Below are 20,084 nucleotides of genomic sequence, written 5' to 3' on the forward strand. Positions count from 1 at the left end.
CCGAGTGAGTGGACTGCCTGGTGGATGGGGGGACGGCACCCGGTCGGTGCACGCCGGTGACCCGGCTCCCGAGCCCGGCGCCCCGCTGCGTCCCTCGCCGGTGTTCGCCGCGCCGTACCACCTGGGCGACCTGCCGCCCCGCGCCGGCGGCCGCGACGCGTACGCCCGCACCGAGCACCCGACCTTCCGGGCCTTCGAGGACGCCGTGGGCGAGCTGGACGGCGGCCGCTGCCTGTCCTTCGCCACCGGCATGGCCGCGATCTCCGCCGTCGTCCTGGGGCTGGTGTCGGCCGGCGACCGGCTCGTGCTGCCCAGCGACGGCTACTACACGACCCGGCTGCTGGCCCGCGACGAGCTGGAGCGGCTGGGCGTCCGCGTCGAGTACGTGCCCACCCTCGAGATCGCCGGCGTCGCCGCGCGCGGTGACCTCGACGGTGCCCGGATGGTGGTCCTGGAGACGCCGAGCAACCCGATGCTCGACGTGTGCGACGTCGCCGCCGTCGCCCGGGCCACCCGGGCCACCGGCGCGCTGCTCGCCGTCGACAACACCACCGCGACCCCGCTCGGCCAGCGGCCGCTGGCGCTCGGCGCCGATGTGACGATGGCGGCCGACACGAAGGCGCTCACCGGCCACAGCGACCTGCTGCTCGGCCACGTGAGCACCTCCTCAGACGAGGTGTACGACCGGCTCAAGGGCTGGCGGGACCACACCGGCGCCACCCCGGGCGCGTTCGACGCCTGGCTCGGGCACCGCTCGATGAGCACCCTGGACCTGCGGCTGGCCCGGCAGGGGGAGACCGCGGCGGCGGTGGCCGAGACGCTCGCCGCGCACCCCGCCGCCACCGGCGTGCGCTGGCCGTGGCGGGCGGAGGACCCCTCGTACGCGCTGGCGGCGCGGCAGATGCTGCGGCCCAACGGCGTCGTGTCCGCCGAGCTCGCCGACGAGGCGGCGGTCTCCCGGTTCCTCGCCGCCACCCGGTTGTGGGTCGCGGCGACGAGCTTCGGCGGGGTGCACAGCACCGTCGACCGCCGGGCGCAGTGGGGCGGCGACGCCGTCCCGGGGGGCTTCCTGCGGTTCTCCTGCGGGATCGAGGACACCGGCGACGTCGTCGCCGACCTCACCGCGGGGCTCGACGCCGCGTCCGCTCCCTGAGCCGGGCCGGTGATGTGCGGGCGCGGTGCGTTCCGGCGTCCGGATGCGCCTCAGGTGCACATCGCCTCGCGCCGGCCCGACGGTGTGCGCCCACGCCGCATCCACGGGCGACGGATGCGGGGTCAGCGCACACGCTCGCGCCGGTGACGTGCGGTCGCGTCGCGTCCTGGCGCCCGGCTGCACCCCAGGTGCGCATCACCGCCCGCATCACCGCCCGGGACGTCAGGCGGCGCGGGCGGCCCGGCGGCGGCGGTGGGCGGCGCGGGCGGTGAGCCACCCGCTGAAGGCCAGGTAGTAGACGACGTAGGCGAACGACAGCACCACGACGAACGGGTTCGGGTCGGGCAGCTGGACGACGAGCACGGCGTAGCAGACGAACCAGACCGCCGTCAGCAGCATGCTCAGCTGCCACAGGGCCTCGGTGCGCGACGGGTACAGGTAGCGCACCGGCACGAACACGAGCACCGAGCAGACGACGAGCGTGATCGCGACGGCCGGCTGCGACAGGTCGAGCACCACCGCGTAGAACGCCACGACGTTCCAGTAGCTCGGGAAGCCGAGGAACGTGTGGTCGTCGGTCTTCGCGTCGACCCGGCAGAACTGGTAGCTCGACGCCAGCAGCGGGAGCGCGGCGAGTACCCAACCCCACGGCCCGTGCGGCAGCGCGCCGGTCGTCCAGAGCAGGACGATCGGCGCGAAGACGTAGGTCAGGTAGTCGACGATGTTGTCGAGCAGGGCGCCGTCGAACCAGGGGATCGTCTCCTTGACCCGCGCGCGGCGGGCGAGCATCCCGTCGGTGCCGTCGATGAACAGCGCGGCCAGGCCCACCCAGAGCGCGGCCTCCACCTCGCCCTCGAGCGCGGCGAGCACGAACAGCAGCGCCAGCACCGAGCCGAGCGCGGTGTAGGCGTGCACGGCCGCGCCGGCCAGCCGCAGACCGAGGGAGTGCGGACGCGCCGGACGGTCCCCGTGCCCCTGGTGCGCCGTCGTCGCCGGAGGTCGGGGGTCCACCGGAGGGGCCACGTTCTCCCGCATCCCGACGAGGTTCCCACACGGCGCGGGCCCCGGCCCCGCGGGAGACGCGGGACGCGCTCGGGCGTCGACTAGGGTCGGCCGCGATGAGCGGGACAGGCAGGGTGCGGGTCGCGGTCGTGTTCGGGGGGCGCAGCGCGGAGCACGCGATCTCCTGCGTCTCGGCGGGGAGCGTGATCGCCGCCCTCGACCCGGAGCGCTACGAGGTGGTGCCGGTCGGCATCGCCCGCGACGGCCGCTGGGTCCTGCCCGACCCCGCGCAGCGGCTCGCGATCACCGACGGGCAGCTGCCCGAGGTCACCGGCGGGACGGCGGTCTCCCTGGTCGGCGACCCCGCCGGGCGCGGGCTCGCGGTCCTGGAGCCGGCACGGGGGATCGGCGCGGCGCTCACCGAGGTCGACGTCGTCTTCCCGGTCCTGCACGGCGCCTACGGCGAGGACGGCACCATCCAGGGCCTGCTGGAGATGAGCGGCCTGCCCTACGTCGGGTCGGGCGTGTTCGCCAGCGCCGCCTCGATGGACAAGGAGTTCACCAAGAAGCTCCTCGCCTCAGCGGGGCTGCCGCAGGGCGACCACGTCGTCCTCCGCGACGCCGGCGGCGCGCTGTGGGCGCACCCCGACGCGCTCTCCGCCGACGACCGCGAGCGCCTCGGCCTGCCGGTCTTCGTCAAGCCGTCGCGGGCCGGCTCGAGCATCGGCATCACCCGCGTCACCGACTGGGCGCAGTTCCCCGAGGCGGTGGCCACCGCGGCCGCCGTCGACGGGAAGGTCGTCGTCGAGGCGTCCGTCCCGGGCCGGGAGGTCGAGTGCGGGGTGCTCGCCGGCCGCGACGGCGGCGCCCCCGAGGCGAGCCTGCCGGCCGAGATCCGGCTCAAGCCCGGCACCGACTGGTACGACTTCGACGCCAAGTACCTCGAGGACGCCGTCGAGTTCGACGTGCCGGCCGACCTCACGCCCGAGCAGACCCGCGCGGTCCAGGAGGCCTCCTGCCGCGCCTACCTCGCCATGGACTGCGAGGGGCTCGCGCGCGTCGACTTCTTCCTCGGCACCGGCCCGGACGGCGAGGACCGGCTGGTGGTCAACGAGGTCAACACCATGCCCGGCTTCACACCGATCTCGATGTTCCCGCGGATGTGGGCGGCCAGCGGGGTGCCCTACCCCGAGCTGGTCGACCGGCTGGTCGCCTCCGCGCTGGCGCGGGCGGGCCGGCCGGCCCCTCGGTGACCCGCGGCCGCCGGGCCGTCCTCTCCGCCGGCCTGCTGCTGGCCGGCCCCCTGGTGGCCGCCTGCACGGCCTCCGAGGCGGAGGGCGTGCGGTCCGAGGCCGTCCCGACGCCGGGCAGCGTCGAGGAGCTCGGCGACCTGGTGCTCGCCGAGGTGCCCTCGGGCCTGCCGCGCATCCCCGACGCCGACCTGCAGCCGCCCGCCGGCGCCAAGACCGTCGACGACGTCGCCACTTACGCCGAGGACCCCGAGCGCGAGCGGGACGTGCTGCGCGACTACGGGTACCGGCACGGCTGGGAGCGCTTCTGGGGCTCCACCACCGGCCCGCTGACCAGCGTCTTCCTCGACCAGTTCGACGACCCCGCGGGCGCCGCCACCTACGCCGAGGACCTCGCCGGCAACGACGCCGAGGTGTACGAGGGGGTGCTGCGCCACGACCCGCCCGGCCTGCCCGCCGGGTGCAGCCTGCTCACCGTGCCGGAGGCCGACCCCGCCACGGGCCTCGCCGGCCCGGCCGCCTTCGCCTGGTGCGGCCACGGGTCGTTCAGCGTCGCGGTCACCGCGGTGGCGGGCACCGAGGAGGAGGCCGTCGCCGAGGTCCGCGACGTGGTGGCCGCGCAGCTCGAGGAGCTGCCGCCGGCCTGAGCCCGGTGGGTCAGCGCGCCGGCAGCGCGCCCGCGATGACCCCGCTGAGCGCGGTCACCGGGGCGCTGTCGAGGTCGGGCGGCAGGGTCACCTCGACGTACACGGCGCGGTCGACCGCGGTCCACACCGTGGCGTCGGGATCGGACTGGTCGACGAACCAGGTGACGCCGTTGATGGTGAACAGGCCCTCGCCGGGCACCAGCCCCTCGGGCGCGTCGACGCCGCAGACCAGCACGACCGGCGGCTCGCCCCACGCGGCGGCGTAGGGGGTGTCGGACTGCACCATCCGGCCCGGCTCCTCGAGCAGGTCCAGAGGCAGCGAACCCATGAGCGCCGGGCAGTTCGCGTCCGCCTCGGGGGTGGCCGGCGGGACCTCGACCGGCAGCACCGGCAGGTCCTCGCGCTGCTGCCCCGTCGTGGGGCCGAGGTCGGCCACCGGGGCGTCGTCCGCCGCGGGGTCGTCGTCGCCCCCGCTCACCAGGCGGACGACCAGCAGCACCAGCAGGACCGGCACGACGACGGCGGCGGCCAGCAGGGCCAGCCGGCGCAGCGGGTCGGGCGCGGTCCGGTCGGCCGGGGCGGGCTCGCCCTCGGCGGGGGTGTGCTCGCTCAGCGGCTCAGATGTTGACGACGGGGCAGGTCAGCGTGCGGGTGATCCCGTCCACCGACTGCACCCGCGCGACGACCAGCCGGCCGAGGTCGTCGACGCTCTCGGCCTCGGCGCGCACGATGACGTCGTAGGGGCCGGTGACGTCCTCGGCCTTGGTCACCCCGGCGATCTCGCTGATCGTGGACGCCACCTGGGCGGCCTTGCCGACCTCGGTCTGGATCAGGATGTAGGCGTGGACCACGGGACGACCTTCCTCGGACGAGTCTGCGGGTGGCTGCCTGCCACCGGCAGGCTGACCGGCTCGCAACGTACCCCAGCGGCCGGGTGGGGCCGGTGACACGGCCCCGTCCGCTGACCGGCCGCGGCGACCTGGCCGACACCGTCCGGGTGGTGGGGGAGTTCGGCGTCATCGCGCGGGTGGTCGCCCGCGCGGGCTCCGCGGCGGCCGCCGAGGTCGGTCCCGGCGACGACGCCGCCGTGCTGCGGGTGCCCGACGGCCGGGTGGTCGCCACCACCGACGTGCTCGTCGAGGGCCGCCACTTCCGGCGCGACTGGTCCTCGGCGGAGGACGTGGGACACAAGGCCGCCGCGGCCAACCTCGCCGACGTCGCCGCGATGGGCGGGGTGGCCACCGCGCTGCTGGTCGGGCTGGCCTGCCCCGCGGACACCCCGACGTCGTGGCTGGAGGGGGTGGCCGCCGGCATGGCCGCCGAGTGCGCGCCGCTCGGCGCGGCCGTCGTCGGCGGGGACACGGTGGCCTCGGCACCCGACAGCGGCGCGATCGTGCTGTCGGTGACCGCGCTGGGCGACCTGGGCGGCCGCGCGCCGGTGCTGCGCTCGGGGGCCCGGCCCGGCGACGTGCTCGCCGTCGCCGGGCGGCTGGGCTGGTCGGCGTGCGGGCTGGCCGTGCTGCGCCGCGGCTTCAGCAGCCCGATCGCCGCCGTCGCGGCGCACCGCCGGCCCGCGCCGCCCTACGCCGCGGGCCCGGCCGCCGCCGACGCCGGGGCGAGCGCGATGTGCGACGTGAGCGACGGCCTGCTCGCCGACGCCGGGCACCTGGCCGACGCGAGCGGCGTGGCGATCGACGTCGACCGCGCGGCCCTGGTGCGGACGATGCTCGAGCCGCCCGGCCCGATGCAGCAGGTGGCGGCGGCGCTCGGCGCCGACCCGCTGTCCTGGGTGCTCACCGGCGGGGAGGACCATGCCCTCCTGGCCACCTTCCCGCCCGGCGCGGCGCTGCCCGCGGGCTGGACGGTCATCGGAGGGGTCCGCGACGGCGCGGCCGGCGTGTTCGTCAGCGGCGAGCCGGCGGCCGACGTCGCGCAGGCCGTGGGCGCAGGGAGGACCGGGCATGTCCACTTCGGCTGAGGTCGCCGGGCGCAGCGTGCGGCTGCGGGACGGGCGGACCGCGGAGCTGCGGGCGGTGCCGTACGACGACCCGCTGGCGCGCGACCTGGTCGGCCGGGTGCAGCAGGAGTACGTCGACCGCTACGGCGGGCCCGACGAGGCCGCCGTCGACCCGGCGGAGTTCGTGCCGCCGGCCGGGCTCTTCCTCGTCGCGGAGGTCGACGGCGAGCCCGCCGGCTGCGGCGCCTGGCGACGGCACGGGGAGGGGCACGCCGGCACCGAGGCGGAGGTCAAGCGGGTCTACGTGGTGCCCGCCTTCCGCCGGCTGGGCCTGGCGCAGCTGGTCGTCACCGCGCTGGAGGACTCCGCCCGCGCCGCCGGGTACCGCTCGGTGGTGCTCAACTCCGGGGACCGGCAGCCCGAGGCGCTCGGGCTGTACGCCGCGATGGGATACCGCCCCGTGCCGGGGTACGGCATCTACGCGGGGGAGGCCGGGGCGGTCTTCCTCGGCCGGCAGCTGACCGATCCCGGGGAGGAGCGGCCGTGGGCGTCGTGACGATCTCCGCGTCCTACGGCGCGGGTGGCCCGGAGGTGGGGCCGGCGGTCGCCGACCGGCTGGGCCTCGCCTTCCACGACCGGGCGATCCCGGCCCGGGTGGCCGGCCGCCTGGGCGTCTCCCAGGACGACGCCGAGGCCAACGACGAGCGCGTCGTGCGCGGGCTGTGGCGTCTCGTGGCCTCGCTCGGGGCGATGCCCGACCCGATCGGCGGCGTCGTCCCGCTGACCGGCGAGCCCGACGAGCGCGCCTACCGCGAGCAGACCGAGCGGGTGCTGCGCGAGATCGCCGACGGCCCCGGGGGAGTGGTGCTCGGCCGCGCCGGGGCACTGGTGCTGCGGGACCGGCCCGACGCGCTGCACGTGCGCCTCGACGGGCCTCCGGAGGCGCGGCTGCGGGCGGCGGTGGAGCGCTACGGCCGGCCGGAGGAGGAGACCCGGCGGGAGATGCAGGCCAACGACACCACCCGCGAGGCCTACGTGCGGCACTTCTACCGCTGCGACCCGGCCGCCGTGCGGCACTACCACCTCGTCGTCGACGGGACGGCGCTGCCGCCGGGCACCGTCGTCGACCTGGTGGTCGCCGCGGCGCGGGCGCGGGGGATCGGCTGACCGCAGGGACGACGAAGGACCCCGGAGGTCGGGGACCTCCGGGGTCCTCGGTCGGACCCTCACCCCCTCACGGGGGCGGCGCGATCAGGCGCGGACGACCTTGCCCGCGCGGATGCACGAGGTGCAGGCGTTGATCCGCTTGCGGTTGCCGGGGGCGACGAGCGCCCGCACCGACTGGATGTTCGGGTTCCAACGGCGCGGCGTGCGGCGGTGCGAGTGCGACACCGACATACCGAAACCGGGCCCCTTGCCACAGACATCGCACACGGCAGCCACGGTGGATCACTCCCAGAGAATCGTTCGAAAGACGGCGGCGCACCGACGGCGACCGCTAGACCGTCGACCATCCTAACCGGTCCGGCGCGACGGTGTCGCCGAGGCCCGGGACCGCCGTCGCGGGGAACGGGACCGTCGTCGTCCGTGGGTACCCTCCGCCCGTGCTGCAGGCGCTCGACGACGCCGCGGTCGGTCAGTGGTGCCGCACCGCGGTCGCCGCGCTGTCCGGGGCCCGCGACCGCATCGACGAGCTCAACGTCTTCCCGGTGCCCGACGGCGACACCGGCACCAACCTGCTGCTGACCGCGCAGGCCGCGGTCGCGGCGCTGGAGGCCGCGGGGCCCGCCGAGTCCGCCTGGACGGCGCTGTCGCGGGGCGCGGTGCTCGGCGCCCGCGGCAACAGCGGCACGATCCTCGCCCAGCTGCTGCGCGGCCTGTCCGACTCCCTCGCCGGTGCCGGTCCCGCCGACGGCCCGGCGCTGGCCGCAGCCCTCCAGCAGGCCGCCGACGGCGCCTACTCGGCGGTGGCCGACCCCGAGGAGGGCACCTTCCTCACCGTCGCCCGGGCCGGCGCCGAGGCCGCGTGCGCCGCCGTCACCGCGGGCGGCACCGCCCTGGCCGACGTCGTCACCGCCGCCGCCGACGGCGCCCGCGCGGCGCTGGAGGCCACCCCCGGCCAGCTCGACGTGCTGCGCACCGCGGGCGTGGTCGACGCCGGCGGCGCGGGCCTGAGCCTGGTCCTCGACGCGCTGGTCACCACGGTGACCGGCGTCGAGCCCGCCCGCCCGCCGCTGCACCGCCGCCCGCAGCGGGGCGGGCACGGGCACGGCCACGTCCCGCACCAGCCGCCGCCGGGCCCGGGCAGCGAGGTGCAGTACCTGCTCGCCGACGCCGACGAGGCCGCCGTCGCCGTCCTGCACCGGCGGCTGGCCGCGCTCGGCGACAGCCTTGTCGTCGTCGGCGTCGACACCCCCACCGGCCGGCAGTGGAACGTGCACGTGCACACCTCCGACGTCGGCGCGGCCATCGAGGCCGGCATCGAGGCGGGGCGCCCGCACGGGATCAGCGTCACGCCGCTGGCGCCGGTGCGGCCGGCCGAGCCGGTGCCCGGGCGGCGCGCGGTGGTCGCCGTCGTCCCGGGCGACGGGCTGGCGCTGCTGTTCGCCGGGGAGGGCGTGCGGGCGGTCACCTGCGGTCCCGACGGCGTCACCGAGGACCAGGTGCTCGCCGAGGTGGTCGCCTCCGCCGCCGCCGAGGTCGTGCTGCTCCCGAACGACCCGGCGCTCACGCCGGCCGCCTCCCGCGCCGCCGAGCGCGCCCGCGAGCTCGGCCGCGACGTCGCCGTCGTGCCCACCCGCTCCCCGGTGCAGGGGCTGGCCGCCGTCGCGGTCGCCGACCCCGGCCGCCGGTTCGGCGACGACGTCATCGGCATGGCCGAGGCCGCGGCGGCCACCCGCTGGGCCGAGGTAGCCGTCGCCGAGCAGGAGGCGCTGACCAGCGCGGGCCCCTGCCGCCCGGGCGACGTCCTCGGGTCGGCCGAGGGCGACGTCGTGGTCATCGGCGCCGACCTCGCCGCCGTCGCCTGCGACCTGCTCGACCGGCTGCTGTCGGCCGGCGGGGAGATGGCCACCGTGCTGGTCGGCCCCGACCCCGCGCTCGGCGACGCCGCCTGCGCGCACCTGGCCGCCGCGCACCCGACCGTCGAGGTGGTGCGCTACGAGAGCGGGGCCGCGGTCCCGCTGCAGATCGGGGTGGAGTGACGTGGCGGTCACCCTGGAGACCGACCTCTCCCGCGTGCTCGGCGCGAAGACGGCCAAGGCCATGGCCGAGTCGCTGGACCTGCGCACCGTGCGCGACCTGCTGCGCCACTACCCGCGCCGCTACGCCCGCCGCGGCGAGATCGCCCGCCTCGACGACCTGCAGGTCGGCGACCGCGTCACCGTGCTCGCGCAGGTCCGCAAGGTCACCAGCCGGCGCATGCGCAACCGCCCGGGCACGCTCACCGAGGTCACCGTCGGCGACGGCGCCGGGCAGATGCAGCTCGTCTTCTTCAACCGGAAGTTCGGGAAGCTCGAGGAGGGCTCCTGGGGGCTGTTCGCCGGCACCGTCGGCGAGTACCGCAACTCCAAGCAGTTCGCGCACCCCGACTTCCACCTCATCACCGGCGACGACGACGAGGACTGGGCCCGCGCGCTCATCCCGATCTACCCCGCGAGCAAGGACGTCTCGTCCTGGGTGATCCAGAAGTCGGTGAAGCTGCTGCTCGACGCCACCGGCGGCTTCGGCTTCGTCGAGGACCCGCTGCCCGAGGACCTGCGCTCCCGGCACGGGCTGCTCAGCCTCGCCGCCGCACTGCTCGACGTCCACCGGCCCACCTCCGCCGAGGACGTCGAGCGCGCCCAGGACCGGCTCAAGTGGGACGAGGCGCTCACCCTGCAGCTCGTGCTCGCCGCCCGCCGCCGGGCCGCCGCCCTGGAGCCGGGCACCGCCCGCCCGCGCCGGTCCGGCGGGCTGCTCGACGCCGTCGACGCCGCCCTGCCGTTCTCCCTCACCGAGGGGCAGCGCGAGGTGGGGGAGGAGCTGGCCGCCGAGCTGTCCCGCGACCAGCCGATGCACCGCCTGCTGCAGGGCGAGGTCGGGTCGGGCAAGACCGTCGTGGCGCTGCGGGCGATGGCCCAGGTGGTCGACGCCGGCGGGCAGGCGGCGCTGCTGGCGCCCACCGAGGTCCTGGCCGCGCAGCACGCGCGCAGCATCTCCGCGATGCTCGGCCCGCTCGCCCGCGCCGGCGAGCTCGACGGCGACCCCGCGGGCACGAAGGTCGTGCTGCTCACCGGCTCGCTCAAGGCCGCGCCCCGCCGCGCCGCCCGGGCCGCGGTCGCCGACGGCAGCGCCGGCATCGTCGTCGGCACCCACGCGCTGCTGCAGCAGGGCGTCGAGTTCGCCGACCTCGGCCTCGTCGTCGTCGACGAGCAGCACCGCTTCGGCGTCGAGCAGCGCGACGCGCTGCGCGCCAAGGGCGAGCGGCCGCCGCACGTGCTGGTCATGACGGCCACGCCGATCCCGCGCACCGTGGCCATGACCGTCTACGGCGACCTCGAGACCTCCGTCCTGCGCCAGCTGCCCAGCGGTCGCGGGGGCGTGGCCAGCTCCGTGGTGCCGGTCGCCGACAAGCCGACGTGGCTCGACCGCGCCTGGGAGCGGCTGCGCGAGGAGGTCGCCGCCGGCCGGCAGGCGTACGTCGTCTGCCCGCGGATCGGCGACGACGAGACCGGGGACGACGAGACCGACGCCCCCGACGACGCCGACGGCGCACCCGGGGACGCGAAGGGCGGCGACGACGACCGGCGCCCGCCGCTGGCCGTCCTCGACGTCGCCCGCGCGCTCGACGAGGGGGCGCTGGCCGGCCTGCGCCTCGCGGTGCTGCACGGCCGGATGACGCCGGAGGCCAAGGAGGCGACGATGCGCGCCTTCGCCGCCCGCGAGGTCGACGTGCTCGTCGCCACCACCGTCGTCGAGGTCGGCGTCGACGTGCCCAACGCCACGGTGATGGTCGTCATGGACGCCGACCGGTTCGGCGTCAGCCAGCTGCACCAGCTGCGCGGACGCGTCGCCCGCGGCAGGCACCGCGGGCTGTGCCTGCTGGTCACCGAGGCCCGCGAGACGACGTCGACCGGGCAGCGGCTGGCCGCCGTCGCCGGCACCTCCGACGGGTTCGAGCTCGCCCGCCTGGACCTCGAGACCCGCCGCGAGGGCGACGTGCTGGGCGCCGCGCAGTCCGGCCGCCGCTCCGGCATCCGGATGCTCTCGCTGCTGGAGGACGAGGAGCTCATCGCCGCCGCGCGCACCGAGGCCACCGCGCTGCTGGCCACCGACCGCGGCCTGGCCGACCACCCGGGCCTGGCGATGGAGGTGGCGGCGCTGGCCACCGACGAGCGCGCCGAGTACCTCGAGAAGGCATGACGCGCCTGATCTCCGGGGCGGCCGGCGGGCGGCGGCTGACGGTGCCGCCGAGCGGCGTCCGGCCCACCGGCGACCGCGCCCGCGAGGGCCTGTTCAACAGCCTCGGCACGCTGCTCGACCTCGACGGCGCCACCGTCCTCGACCTCTACGCCGGGTCGGGTGCGCTGGGCCTCGAGGCGCTCTCGCGCGGGGCGGCGCAGGCGGTGCTCGTCGAGAACGGGCCCCGGGTGCTGCCGGTGCTGCGCGCCAACGTCGCCGCCGTCGGGCTGCCCGGCGCGCGGGTGGTGGCGGGCTCGGTGCCCACCGTCGTCGGCGGCGCGCCGCCGACCCGCTTCGACCTCGTGCTCGCCGACCCGCCCTACGCCGTCCCCGTCGCCGAGGTGCTCGGCGTCCTGGGGGCGCTGGTCACGGGGGAGTGGCTGGTGCCGGGAGCGGTGGTCGTCGTCGAGCGGTCCTCCCGCGAGGAGCCGTGGGAGTGGCCGACACCGCTCACCGGGATCCGCGACCGCCGCTACGGAGAGGCGTTGCTCCGGTACGGTCGCCTCCCGTGAGGCGAGCGGTGTGTCCCGGGTCCTTCGACCCGGTCACCAACGGCCACGTCGACGTGATCGCGCGGGCCGCCGGGCTGTACGACGAGCTGGTGGTCGCCGTGCTGGTGAACCCCGGCAAGGCCGGCCTGTTCAGCGTCGACGAGCGCATGGAGCTGCTGCGCGAGGCGGTCGCCGACCTGCCCAACGTCGTCGTCGACAGCTTCAGCGGGCTGCTCGTCGACTACTGCCGCAGCCACGACGTCCCCGTGGTGGTCAAGGGGCTGCGGGCGGTCGGCGACTTCGAGTACGAGCTGCAGATGGCGCAGATGAACCGCGAGCTCGCGGGCATCGAGACGCTGTTCGTGCCCACCGCCCCGCAGGTCGGGCACCTGTCCTCCAGCCTGGTGAAGCAGATCGCCACCTTCGGCGGCGACGTGTCCCGGCTGGTCCCCAAGGCCGTCCTCGACCGGCTGCTCGCCAAGCGGGACGGTTCGGCGTGACCGAGGTCGTCTACCGGCTCTACGAGACCGTCGACGAGCTCAGCCGACTGATCGAGAACGCGCGCAGCGTGCCCATGTCGGGCTCGTGCATCCTGCCGCGCGACCAGCTGCTCGACCTGCTCGACGACCTGCGGGAGAACCTGCCCGACGAGGTGCACGCCGCCGGCGCGATCGTCGAGCAGCGCACCGAGATCCTCGAGCAGGCGCAGGCCGAGGCCGAGCAGCTGACCGGCCGCACCCGCGAGGAGGCCGACCGGCTCGTCGCCGGCGCCCGCCGCCAGCGCGAGGAGATCCTCGGCACGGCCCGCCGCCAGCGCGACGAGCTGCTCGCCCGCGCGCAGGCCGAGGCCGACGAGCTGCTCGAGCAGGCCGAGGCCGAGGCCGACCGGCTGCTGGCCGAGGCCCGCGACCACCACGCGGCGGTGCTGGCCGACGCCGAGGCCCAGCAGGCGGAGCTGCTCGCCGTCGCGCAGGCCGAGCACGAGCGCCTGGTCACCGAGACCGAGGTCTACCGCGGCGCCGTCGCCCGCTCCGACGAGCTCGGCGCGCAGACCGTCGCGGAGGTCACCCGCATGCGCACGGAGGTCGACGAGTACGTCGACACCCGCCTCGCCGACTTCGGCTCGACCCTCGAGCGGATGCTGCGCTCGGTGGAGAAGGCCCGGGAGACCCTGCGCGACTGAGCGGGGCCGGACGGCACCCCGGCAGGATCGGGTAGTCTCGGTTGCTGGTCCACCGGTGACCTCCCCGGACCGGATCCCCTCCTCCTGACGACCGCGAGTACCGACATGCCTGCCGCCCCATCCCGCCGCCCCGGCGCCGCGAGCCCCGACGCCCGGCGTCCCGCCGCCAACCCCTGGGCCGTGGAGCTGCGCGAGCTCGGCCGCCGGGCGGGCTCCATGCAGGAGCTCGACCGGACGGTCCCCGCGCCCGACGGCTGGCGGCTCGAGCTCGTCGGCGTCCCCGAGGGCGCCCCGGTTCACCTGCGCCTGCGCCTGGAGTCGGTGATGGAGGGCGTGCTGGTCTCCGGCGACGTCGAGGTCCCGGTCGAGGGCCAGTGCGCCCGCTGCCTCGAGCCGGTCCACGACTCGCTCCAGCTCGACGTCCAGGAGCTCTACGCCTACCCGGGCAGCACCACCGAGGCCACGAGCGAGGAGGACGAGGTCCGCCTCGTCGAGGGCGAGCGCATCGACCTCGAGCCGATGGTCCGCGACACCGTCGTCCTGGCCCTCCCGCTCTCGCCCACCTGCACCGACGACTGCGCGGGCCTGTGCTCCGGCTGCGGCCAGCGCATCGACGACCTCCCGGCCGACCACTCGCACGAGCTGGTCGACCCCCGCTGGGCCGGCCTCGCCGGCCGACTCACCACCGGAGCGGTCACCGACCGTCCGGACGACCCTGAGGAGAACTGACCGTGGCCGTCCCGAAGCGGAAGATGTCCCGCGCCAACACCCGCGCCCGCCGGTCGCAGTGGAAGGCGAGCGCCCCCACGCTCAGCCCCTGCCCGAACCGCGCCTGCGGTCAGCTCAAGCCGCCGCACCAGGCCTGCCCGAACTGCGGCCAGCACGCCGGCCGCCAGGTCCTCTCCGTCTGACGACGGCGTCCGTGGGCAGCGCCGCCCGCACGCCGGTGGTCCCCGAGGGCGGGTCGCCGGCGGGTCAGGCGCACGCCGACCGAGCAGCCGCCTGGCTGCTCGACGCACTCCGCGTCGAGCTGCCCGGCGGCCTGCTGGCGTTGGCGCTGACCCACCGCTCCTGGGCCTACGAGAACGGCGGCCTGCCGACCAACGAGCGCCTGGAGTTCCTCGGCGACGCCGTGCTCGGCCTGGTCGTCACCGACGAGCTCTACCGCAGCCAGCCCGACCTGCCCGAGGGCCGGCTGGCGAAGCTGCGGGCGTCGGTGGTCAACATGACCTCGCTGGCCGGCGTCGCCCGGCGGCTCGGCGCCGGCGGCCTCGGCCCGCACCTGCTGCTGGGCCGCGGCGAGGAGACCACCGGGGGCCGGGAGAAGGACTCGATCCTCGCCGACGCGCTCGAGGCGCTGATCGGCGCCATCCACCTGGGCCTGGGCCTCGACGCCGCGGCGGCGATCGTGCACCGGCTGTTCGACCCGCTGCTGGTCGAGTCGGCCAAGCGCGGCGCGGGCCTGGACTGGAAGACCAGCCTGCAGGAGCTCGGTGCCGCCCGGGGCCTCGGTGCCCCGGTCTACGACGTCACCGACGAGGGCCCGCCGCACGCCAAGACGTTCACCGCGTCGGTGTCGCTGGCCGGCGTCCTCCGGGGCACCGGCAGCGGCCGCACCAAGAAGGCCGCCGAGCAGGAGGCCGCCGAGGCCGCCTGGCAGGCCGTCTCCAGCGAGGGCCCCGCGGCGGACCCGGCGGCGGACCCGGCGGCCAACCCGGTCGCGCCACCCGCGGAGTAGCCCCCGTGCCCGAGCTGCCCGAGGTCGAGGTGGTCCGGCGCGGTCTCGAGCGCTGGGTCGCCGGCCGCACCGTGGCCACGGTCGAGGTGCACCACCCGCGCGCCGTCCGCCGGCACCTCGAGGGCGCCGAGCACTTCGTCGGGGCCGTGACCGGCCGCACCGTCGCCGCCGCGCACCGCCGCGGCAAGTACCTGTGGCTGCCGCTCACCGAGCCCGACGGCGCCCCCTCCGGCCGGGCGGTGGTCGCCCACCTCGGCATGAGCGGGCAGCTGCTCGTCGAGAAGCGCAGCCAGCCCGACGAGACCCACCTGCGCGCCCGGTTCACCTTCACCGACGGCGGGCGCGAGCTGCGCTTCGTCGACCAGCGCACCTTCGGCGGGCTGGCGGTGGAGGAGTGCGCCGGGGGCGGTGCGGCGGGTGAGGACACAGCCGAGCGGATCCCGTCGCGCCTCGCGCACATCGCCATCGACCCGCTGGACCCCTCCTTCGACGAGGCCGGCTTCAGCGCGGCGCTGCGCCGGCGGCGGACCGAGGTCAAGCGGGCGCTGCTGGACCAGACGCTGATCGGGGGCGTCGGCAACATCTACGCCGACGAGTCGCTGTGGCGGGCCCGGCTGCACGGCGCGCGGCCCACCGACCGGCTGACCCGCGCCCAGGTCGGCGACCTGCTCGACGGCGTGCGCAGCGTGCTCGGCGAGGCGCTCGCCCAGGGCGGCACGTCCTTCGACTCGCTCTACGTCGACGTCAACGGGCAGAGCGGCTACTTCTCCCGCTTCCTCGCCGTCTACGGCCAGCTCGACCGGCCCTGCCCGCGCTGCGGGACGGCGATCATCCGGGAGTCGTTCATGAACCGCTCGAGCTACAGCTGCCCGCAGTGCCAGCCGCGCCCGCGCGCGAGGCGGTCGTGAGCCCGGACGTGCGGGTGCGCGTGCTGGTCAGCGGCACCGTGCAGGGCGTCGGCTACCGCTGGTTCGTCCGCGGCCTGGCCGACGCGGCGGGGCTGGCGGGGTCCGCGCGCAACCTCCCCGACGGGCGCGTCGAGGTCGAGCTGGAGGGGCCGGCCGACGACGTCCGGGCCGTCGTCGCCGCGCTCGACGGGCCGCGCGCGCCCGGTTCGGTCACCGGCGTGGTGTCCGAGGACCGCGCGGTGCAGGGGGGACAGGGCTTCACCACGGCGTGACGAAGACGACATCCACCCGACACGGGAGGTGTCCAGTGTGGCCGTTGACCTGCGTGTCGGGTGCTGTCACCCTGGAGGCACCGAGCCCGCGCCGACCGACTTCCCGGGGCGGCGGGCACCCCTCCCGCTGTCGAAAGGCCGCTGTCGCCATGGCCAAGGCCCTGTTCGGTTCCGTCGTGTCGCCCGCGGAGCTCCGCGTACTCGAGGAGAACGCGGCGCTGCGCGCGAAGGTGCGCCGCCTGGAGCAGGAGCTCGGCGAGCTGCGCGCCCAGCGCGACGCCGCCCGCGACGCCGTCATCGCCTCCGAGCTGCTGAGCATGGCCGGCGACACCACCGCGCCGGCGCTCGCGTAACACCTGCACCACCACCCGGCGCGCGGATCCGCCGCCGGGTGAGAGCCTCCCTCCCGTGCACCTGTCGAGCCTGACGCTCAAGGGCTTCAAGTCCTTCGCGTCCGCGACGACGCTGCGCCTGGAGCCGGGCATCACCGCCGTCGTCGGGCCGAACGGCTCGGGCAAGTCCAACGTCGTGGACGCCATCGCCTGGGTGCTCGGCGAGCAGGGCGCGAAGTCCCTGCGCGGCGGCAAGATGGAGGACGTCATCTTCGCCGGCACCGCCGGGCGCTCCGCGCTCGGCCGTGCCGAGGTGACGCTCACCATCGACAACGCCGACGGCGCCCTGCCGATCGACTACACCGAGGTGTCGGTCACCCGCCGCATGTACCGCTCCGGCGAGAGCGAGTACGAGATCAACGGCGACAAGGTGCGCCTGCTCGACGTGCAGGAGCTGCTCAGCGACGCCGGCATCGGCCGCGAGATGCACGTCATCGTCGGCCAGGGCCAGCTCGACGCCGTCCTCTCCGGCCGCCCCGAGGACCGCCGGGCCTTCATCGAGGAGGCCGCCGGCGTCCTCAAGCACCGCAAGCGCAAGGAGAAGGCGCTCCGCAAGCTCGACGGGATGCAGGCCAACCTCGACCGGCTGGCCGACCTCACCGCCGAGCTGCGCCGCCAGCTCAAGCCGCTCGGGCGCCAGGCCGAGGTGGCCCGCCGCGCCGCCGGCGTGCAGGCCGACCTGCGCGACGCGCGCCTGCGGCTGCTCGCCGACGACCTGGTGGGCCTGCGCGACGCGCTCGACAAGGACGTCGCCGACGAGGCCGCGGCCCGCGCCCGCCGCGCCGTCGTCGAGGCCGAGCTCGCCGGCGTCGCGCGCCGGGAGGCGGACCTCGACGCCGCCCAGGCCGCCGACGCCCCGCGCCTGGGCGCCGCGCAGGACACCTGGTACCGGCTGTCCGCGCTGACCGAGCGCTTCCGCGGCATCGCCTCGCTGGCCGCCGAGCGCTCCCGGCACCTCTCGGCCCCCGTCCCCGGCGGCACCGGCGGGCGCGACCCCGAGCAGCTCGAGGCCGAGGCCGACCGCTTCGACGCGACCGAGGCCGAGCTGGCCGCCGGCCTCGCGGCCGAGCGCGGCCGGCTGTCGGCCGCCGTCGCCGCCCGCACGGAGCTGGAGGAGGCGCTCGCGGCCGAGGAGCGCGCCTGGGTCGTGGCCACCCGGGCGATCGCCGACCGCCGCGAGGGCCTGGCCCGCCTGTCGGGGAAGGTCGCCGCCGCCCGCTCCCGGGCCGCCGCCGGGCAGGCCGAGGCGCAGCGGCTGGCGCAGGCCGCCGCGGAGGCCGTCGCCCGCGCCGAGGCCGCGCAGGCCCGGCTCGACGAGCGCCGCGCCGGCACCGGCGACGCCGACGACGAGGACGTCGCGCTGGTCACCGCGCACGCCGACGCCGTCGCCGCCCGGACCGCCGCGGCCCGCGCGGTCACCGAGCTGGCCGACGCCGAGCGGGCCGCCGAGCGCGACCGGGCCTCCTGGGCCGCCCGCCGCGACACGCTCGCGCAGGGCCTCGCCCCGGCCGACGGCGCCGCCGCCGTGCTCGCCGCCGGGACCTCCGGCGCGCTGGCCGGCGTGCTCGGGCCGGTCGCCGAGCGGATCACCGTCGCCCCGGGCGCCGAGGTGGCCCTGGCCGCGGCGCTCGGCGGGCTGGCCGAGGCGGTCGCCGTCGCCGGGGTCACCGGCGCCGCCGACGCGCTGGCGCACCTGCGCGACGTCGGCGGCGGCCGGGCCGCGCTGCTGGTCAGCGGCGGCCCGGACGCCCCGTCGCGCGCCGGGGAGCCCGCGCTGCCCGAGGGCCTGCGCTGGGCGGTCGACCTCGTCGAGGCGCCCGGCGACCTGCGGCCGGCCCTGGCCCGGGCGCTGCACGGCGTCGTGGTCGTCCCGACCCTGGGGGCCGCGGCCGCGCTCGTCGGGGCCCACCCGACCGTCCGCGCGGTCACCGTCGACGGCGACCTGGTCGCCGCCGACCGCGCCTCCGGCGGCGCTGCCGAGGCGCCGTCGGGCCTGGAGGTGCGGGCGCGGGTCGACGAGGCCGAGCGCGAGCACACTGCCGCGGCCGCCCGCGCCGCCGACCTCGCCGCACGACTGGCCGCCGCCCGGGAGACCGCCCAGGCCCGCTCGGCCGACGTCGAGGCCGCGCAGGCCGCCCGCCGGGCCGCCGACCGCACCCGGTCGAAGCTGGCCGCCGAGCTCGCCGAGCTGGGCGCCGCCGCCCGCTCGGCCGCCGCCGAGGCCGACCGCTCCGACGCCGCCCGGCGGCGCGCCGAGCGGGCGCTCGAGGAGTCGGCCACCGGGCTCGCCGAGCTCGAGGCCCGGCTGACCGAGGCCGAGGCGGCGCCCGCGGCCGAGGAGCCCGACCCGGGGCAGCGCGACCGGCTGCGGCTGGAGGTCGCCGCCGCCCGGCAGGCCGAGACCGAGGCCCGGCTGGCCGTCCGCACCGCCGAGGAGCGCGCCCGGGCGCTGTCGGGCCGCGCCGAGGCGCTGCGCCGGCAGGCCCGGCAGGAGCGCGCCGCCCGCGAGCGCGCCGCCGCGGCCGCCCTGGCCCGCCGGCGGGGCGCCGAGGTCGCCACCCGCGTGCGCGCCGGCGCGGAGGACGCCCTCACCGCCCTGGCGACGTCGCTGGCCCGCGCCGCCGCCGAGCGCGACGAGCTGGCCCGGCAGCGCAGCGCCCGCGAGGCCGAGCTGCTCGAGGTGCGCACCCGCGTCCGTGCGGCCACCGCCGAGCTCGAGCGGCTGACCGACGAGGTGCACCGCGACGAGGTGGCCCGCGCCGAGCAGCGGCTGCGCATCGAGGCCCTGGAGGAGCGGGCCGCCGAGGAGTTCGGCGTCGACCTGCCCACGCTGGTCGCCGAGTACGGCCCGGCCGCTCCGGTGCCGCCCTCGCCCGCCCGGCTCGCCGCCGCGGAGGCGGCGGGTGAGCCCGCGCCCGGGCCGGTGCCCTACGACCGCGTTACCCAGGAGCGCCGCGCCGCGCAGGCCGAGCGCGACCTGGTCACGCTCGGCCGGGTCAACCCGCTGGCGCTGGAGGAGTTCGCGGCCCTGGAGGAGCGGCACACCTTCCTCGCCACGCAGCTGGAGGACCTCAAGGCCACCCGCCGCGACCTGCTCACCGTCGTCCGCGAGGTCGACGGGCGCATCCACGACGTGTTCGCCTCGGCCTTCGCCGACGTCGCCCGCGAGTTCGAGGGCGTCTTCGCGACGCTGTTCCCCGGCGGTCAGGGCCGGCTGGTGCTCACCGACCCCGAGGACATGCTCACCACCGGCGTGGAAATCGAGGCGCGCCCGCCCGGCAAGAAGGTCAAGCGGCTGTCGCTGCTGTCCGGCGGCGAGCGCTCGCTGACCGCCGTCGCGCTGCTCGTGGCCATCTTCCGGGCGCGGCCCTCGCCGTTCTACGTGCTCGACGAGGTGGAGGCGGCGCTCGACGACGTCAACCTGGGCCGCCTGCTGACCCTGGTCGAGCAGCTGCGGGCGACGTCACAGCTCATCGTGATCACCCACCAGAAGCGCACGATGGAGATCGCCGACGCGCTCTACGGCGTGAGCATGCGCGGCGACGGCATCACCGGCGTCATCAGCCAGCGGCTGCGCGAGCCCGACCCGGCCCAGGCATAGGAAGCTGTTCGCACGTCTCGGGCGCGAGAACGTGCGGACAGCTTCCTA

The 20,084-nt window shown here is 77.0% G+C and carries 22 protein-coding genes; 18 read left to right on the forward strand and 4 right to left on the reverse strand.

Features of this window, described 5'->3' with window-relative positions; translation table 11 throughout:
- Nucleotides 1-4: 4 nt before the first annotated feature.
- On the forward strand, nucleotides 5-1,153 hold the full coding sequence (locus tag BUE37_RS18595; RefSeq protein ID WP_245794726.1) for a cystathionine gamma-lyase: 1,149 nt from the start codon (nucleotides 5-7) through the stop codon (nucleotides 1,151-1,153).
- Between the two features lie 222 nt (nucleotides 1,154-1,375).
- On the opposite strand, the gene BUE37_RS18600 is transcribed toward BUE37_RS18595, so the two are convergent.
- Nucleotides 1,376-2,164: a CDP-alcohol phosphatidyltransferase family protein gene (locus BUE37_RS18600; RefSeq protein WP_245794728.1), complete on the reverse strand. Its 789-nt coding sequence runs from the start codon at nucleotides 2,162-2,164 to the stop codon at nucleotides 1,376-1,378.
- A 107-nt stretch (nucleotides 2,165-2,271) separates the two neighbouring features.
- On the opposite strand from BUE37_RS18600, the gene BUE37_RS18605 reads away from it, so the two are divergent.
- The gene (locus BUE37_RS18605; RefSeq protein WP_073421786.1) at nucleotides 2,272-3,408 is read left to right on the forward strand and encodes a D-alanine--D-alanine ligase family protein; all 1,137 of its coding nucleotides are present in this window, start codon (nucleotides 2,272-2,274) and stop codon (nucleotides 3,406-3,408) included.
- The gene (locus tag BUE37_RS18610) at nucleotides 3,405-4,052 is read left to right on the forward strand and encodes a DUF7373 family lipoprotein (RefSeq protein WP_073421787.1); all 648 of its coding nucleotides are present in this window, start codon (nucleotides 3,405-3,407) and stop codon (nucleotides 4,050-4,052) included. Before BUE37_RS18605 ends, BUE37_RS18610 begins: the two co-directional genes overlap by 4 nt.
- Before the next feature lie 10 nt (nucleotides 4,053-4,062).
- On the opposite strand, the gene BUE37_RS18615 is transcribed toward BUE37_RS18610, so the two are convergent.
- Together BUE37_RS18615 and BUE37_RS18620 are read right to left on the reverse strand one after the other, a co-directional pair.
- Nucleotides 4,063-4,566, reverse strand: a complete 504-nt coding sequence (locus BUE37_RS18615) for a DUF3515 domain-containing protein (protein ID WP_245794730.1) — start codon at nucleotides 4,564-4,566, stop codon at nucleotides 4,063-4,065.
- 103 nt (nucleotides 4,567-4,669) lie between these two features.
- Complete coding sequence (locus BUE37_RS18620; RefSeq protein ID WP_073421789.1) at nucleotides 4,670-4,903, reverse strand: Lrp/AsnC ligand binding domain-containing protein; 234 nt, start codon at nucleotides 4,901-4,903, stop codon at nucleotides 4,670-4,672.
- Between the two features lie 92 nt (nucleotides 4,904-4,995).
- Here BUE37_RS18620 and BUE37_RS18625 point away from each other — a divergent pair, with 92 nt between their 5' ends.
- Genes BUE37_RS18625 through BUE37_RS18635 form a run of 3 tightly spaced genes read left to right on the forward strand, consistent with a single transcriptional unit; the run spans nucleotide 4,996 to nucleotide 7,176 of the window.
- The gene (locus tag BUE37_RS18625; RefSeq protein WP_083628853.1) at nucleotides 4,996-6,030 is read left to right on the forward strand and encodes a thiamine-phosphate kinase; all 1,035 of its coding nucleotides are present in this window, start codon (nucleotides 4,996-4,998) and stop codon (nucleotides 6,028-6,030) included.
- Nucleotides 6,014-6,565: a GNAT family N-acetyltransferase gene (locus BUE37_RS18630; protein WP_073421790.1), complete on the forward strand. Its 552-nt coding sequence runs from the start codon at nucleotides 6,014-6,016 to the stop codon at nucleotides 6,563-6,565. Before BUE37_RS18625 ends, BUE37_RS18630 begins: the two co-directional genes overlap by 17 nt.
- Nucleotides 6,553-7,176: a cytidylate kinase-like family protein gene (locus BUE37_RS18635; protein WP_073421791.1), complete on the forward strand. Its 624-nt coding sequence runs from the start codon at nucleotides 6,553-6,555 to the stop codon at nucleotides 7,174-7,176. The genes BUE37_RS18630 and BUE37_RS18635 overlap by 13 nt, the downstream gene beginning before the upstream one ends.
- Before the next feature lie 84 nt (nucleotides 7,177-7,260).
- Here BUE37_RS18635 and rpmB read toward each other — a convergent pair whose 3' ends face one another.
- Nucleotides 7,261-7,452 (reverse strand): 50S ribosomal protein L28, encoded by a 192-nt coding sequence (gene rpmB, locus BUE37_RS18640; protein WP_073421792.1) that lies wholly within the window; start codon nucleotides 7,450-7,452, stop codon nucleotides 7,261-7,263.
- A 161-nt stretch (nucleotides 7,453-7,613) separates the two neighbouring features.
- Between rpmB and BUE37_RS18645 the strand changes: the two genes are divergently transcribed.
- The 12 genes from BUE37_RS18645 to smc all read left to right on the forward strand — a co-directional run bounded on the left by BUE37_RS18645 (nucleotide 7,614) and on the right by smc (nucleotide 20,036).
- Entirely contained in the window at nucleotides 7,614-9,212 is a 1,599-nt protein-coding gene (locus BUE37_RS18645) for a DAK2 domain-containing protein (RefSeq protein WP_175562914.1), read from the forward strand.
- A 1-nt stretch (nucleotide 9,213) separates the two neighbouring features.
- Nucleotides 9,214-11,412, forward strand: coding sequence for an ATP-dependent DNA helicase RecG (recG, locus tag BUE37_RS18650; protein ID WP_073421793.1), 2,199 nt, complete (start codon nucleotides 9,214-9,216; stop codon nucleotides 11,410-11,412).
- On the forward strand, nucleotides 11,409-11,963 hold the full coding sequence (gene rsmD / locus BUE37_RS18655; protein WP_073421794.1) for a 16S rRNA (guanine(966)-N(2))-methyltransferase RsmD: 555 nt from the start codon (nucleotides 11,409-11,411) through the stop codon (nucleotides 11,961-11,963). The genes recG and rsmD overlap by 4 nt, the downstream gene beginning before the upstream one ends.
- The gene (gene coaD / locus BUE37_RS18660) at nucleotides 11,960-12,442 is read left to right on the forward strand and encodes a pantetheine-phosphate adenylyltransferase (RefSeq protein ID WP_073421795.1); all 483 of its coding nucleotides are present in this window, start codon (nucleotides 11,960-11,962) and stop codon (nucleotides 12,440-12,442) included. The genes rsmD and coaD overlap by 4 nt, the downstream gene beginning before the upstream one ends.
- Nucleotides 12,439-13,125 carry an ATP synthase subunit B family protein gene (locus BUE37_RS18665; RefSeq protein WP_073421796.1) on the forward strand — a complete coding sequence of 229 codons (687 nt, stop codon included), beginning with the start codon at nucleotides 12,439-12,441 and terminating at the stop codon, nucleotides 13,123-13,125. Before coaD ends, BUE37_RS18665 begins: the two co-directional genes overlap by 4 nt.
- A gap of 105 nt (nucleotides 13,126-13,230) precedes the next feature.
- Nucleotides 13,231-13,854 (forward strand): YceD family protein, encoded by a 624-nt coding sequence (locus BUE37_RS18670; RefSeq protein ID WP_083628854.1) that lies wholly within the window; start codon nucleotides 13,231-13,233, stop codon nucleotides 13,852-13,854.
- Nucleotides 13,855-13,856: 2 nt separating this feature from the next.
- Entirely contained in the window at nucleotides 13,857-14,036 is a 180-nt protein-coding gene (rpmF, locus tag BUE37_RS18675; RefSeq protein ID WP_073421798.1) for a 50S ribosomal protein L32, read from the forward strand.
- 11 nt (nucleotides 14,037-14,047) lie between these two features.
- Complete coding sequence (gene rnc / locus BUE37_RS18680) at nucleotides 14,048-14,863, forward strand: ribonuclease III (RefSeq protein WP_245794731.1); 816 nt, start codon at nucleotides 14,048-14,050, stop codon at nucleotides 14,861-14,863.
- 5 nt (nucleotides 14,864-14,868) lie between these two features.
- On the forward strand, nucleotides 14,869-15,771 hold the full coding sequence (gene mutM, locus BUE37_RS18685; protein ID WP_073421799.1) for a bifunctional DNA-formamidopyrimidine glycosylase/DNA-(apurinic or apyrimidinic site) lyase: 903 nt from the start codon (nucleotides 14,869-14,871) through the stop codon (nucleotides 15,769-15,771).
- Nucleotides 15,768-16,043 carry an acylphosphatase gene (locus BUE37_RS18690; protein WP_073422023.1) on the forward strand — a complete coding sequence of 92 codons (276 nt, stop codon included), beginning with the start codon at nucleotides 15,768-15,770 and terminating at the stop codon, nucleotides 16,041-16,043. Before mutM ends, BUE37_RS18690 begins: the two co-directional genes overlap by 4 nt.
- 149 nt (nucleotides 16,044-16,192) lie before the next feature.
- Nucleotides 16,193-16,396, forward strand: a complete 204-nt coding sequence (locus tag BUE37_RS18695) for a hypothetical protein (RefSeq protein WP_073421800.1) — start codon at nucleotides 16,193-16,195, stop codon at nucleotides 16,394-16,396.
- A 55-nt stretch (nucleotides 16,397-16,451) separates the two neighbouring features.
- Complete coding sequence (smc, locus tag BUE37_RS18700) at nucleotides 16,452-20,036, forward strand: chromosome segregation protein SMC (RefSeq protein WP_073421801.1); 3,585 nt, start codon at nucleotides 16,452-16,454, stop codon at nucleotides 20,034-20,036.
- Nucleotides 20,037-20,084: the final 48 nt, after the last annotated feature.

It is taken from the genome of Geodermatophilus nigrescens, assembly GCF_900129495.1.
Lineage (GTDB): Bacteria > Actinomycetota > Actinomycetes > Mycobacteriales > Geodermatophilaceae > Geodermatophilus > Geodermatophilus nigrescens.

Coding starts and splice junctions, on each gene's coding strand:
- BUE37_RS18605 (WP_073421786.1), top strand. CDS start 2,272: ATGAGCGGGACAGGCAGGGTGCGGGTCGCGGTCGTGTTCGGGGGGCGC.
- BUE37_RS18695 (WP_073421800.1), top strand. CDS start 16,193: ATGGCCAAGGCCCTGTTCGGTTCCGTCGTGTCGCCCGCGGAGCTCCGC.
- rsmD (WP_073421794.1), top strand. CDS start 11,409: ATGACGCGCCTGATCTCCGGGGCGGCCGGCGGGCGGCGGCTGACGGTG.
- BUE37_RS18630 (WP_073421790.1), top strand. CDS start 6,014: ATGTCCACTTCGGCTGAGGTCGCCGGGCGCAGCGTGCGGCTGCGGGAC.
- BUE37_RS18670 (WP_083628854.1), top strand. CDS start 13,231: ATGCCTGCCGCCCCATCCCGCCGCCCCGGCGCCGCGAGCCCCGACGCC.